This window comes from Vibrio sp. Y176, from assembly GCF_033438945.1.
Map to the genome: position 1 here is coordinate 1 of NZ_JAWOQS010000158.1, position 980 is coordinate 980.

2 protein-coding genes are annotated in these 980 nt (G+C 44.6%); one reads left to right on the forward strand and one right to left on the reverse strand.

Going from position 1 to position 980, the window contains the following annotated elements; genetic code table 11:
* Positions 1–395 (reverse strand): AraC family ligand binding domain-containing protein (locus tag R7O13_RS24805; RefSeq protein ID WP_318304930.1); only part of this gene is annotated, 395 nt, incomplete at its 3' end.
* A 139-nt stretch (positions 396–534) separates the two neighbouring features.
* Between R7O13_RS24805 and R7O13_RS24810 the strand changes: the two genes are divergently transcribed.
* On the forward strand, positions 535–980 hold a 446-nt coding region (locus R7O13_RS24810), incomplete at its 3' end, for an MFS transporter (protein ID WP_318304929.1).

Here is a 980-nt window from a genome sequence, read left to right on the forward strand (position 1 = left end):
GTTGTCGCATTTGTTTTGGTTTGTTCTATGTCCCACTCCCACAAAGCCATTTTATTGATCAGTGCTTTTAGGAGATCGTTAACTTCAATCATTACGATGTTTTTCGGGCAAGAAAACTTGTCACAATCGAAATAAACAGAACGATACGCCACAACATTCGTCATTACGGCGCGATGTGGAGTATGAGGTGGGATCCACACTGCTTTGGTTGGCGGCAAAATACAAATGGAATCATTTAGGGCAAACGTCATGCATCCTTGTGGCGCGTAAAGTAACTGACCTTTATGGTGCTGATGCATCCCTGAGTCGTGTTTACCAACATCTGCAGCAATGCCGACCACGTTGGCTGTGAGCTTGTCTGCATCAAACTGAGTGTTTTCTTCAATAAGTGCCATTTGTCCGAATTTTGATGTTTTTGGTCTTAATGATGTTAATGGGTAAAGCATAACGCCTTCTATACTGCGCGCCAAGTTAAGTTTGTTACCCACTTAAGCTTCTGAATTCATCAGGTCGAAGTGGGATAGAGAGGCAAAAATGAAAACGAAACCTTCTATTGGATTAATGGTTGTGATGCTGATGTTTCCACAAATTGTAGAGACGATTTACAGCCCTGCACTTGGTCATATTGCACTGTCATTCTCAGTCACCTATACGCAAGCAGCGCAAACCCTATCGATCTACTTTACAGCATTTGCAATCGGAGTCGTGGTTTGGGGTCTATTAGCAGATAAATGGGGAAGACGTCCAACCATGCTAGTTGGCTTGCTCGTTTATGGGCTTTCTGCATTGGTTGCGATGCAAACTGATCGCTTTGATGTGGTCATGTTGGCTCGAGCGTTGAGCGCCTTTGGTATTGCGGTTGGTTCTGTGGTGACGCAAACCATGTTGCGGGACAGTTTTTCTGGCGAAGAATTGGGTAAAGTATTCGGCGTATTGGGAATAGGCATTTCTGTCAGTCCGGTGATTGGCATGTTGCTCGG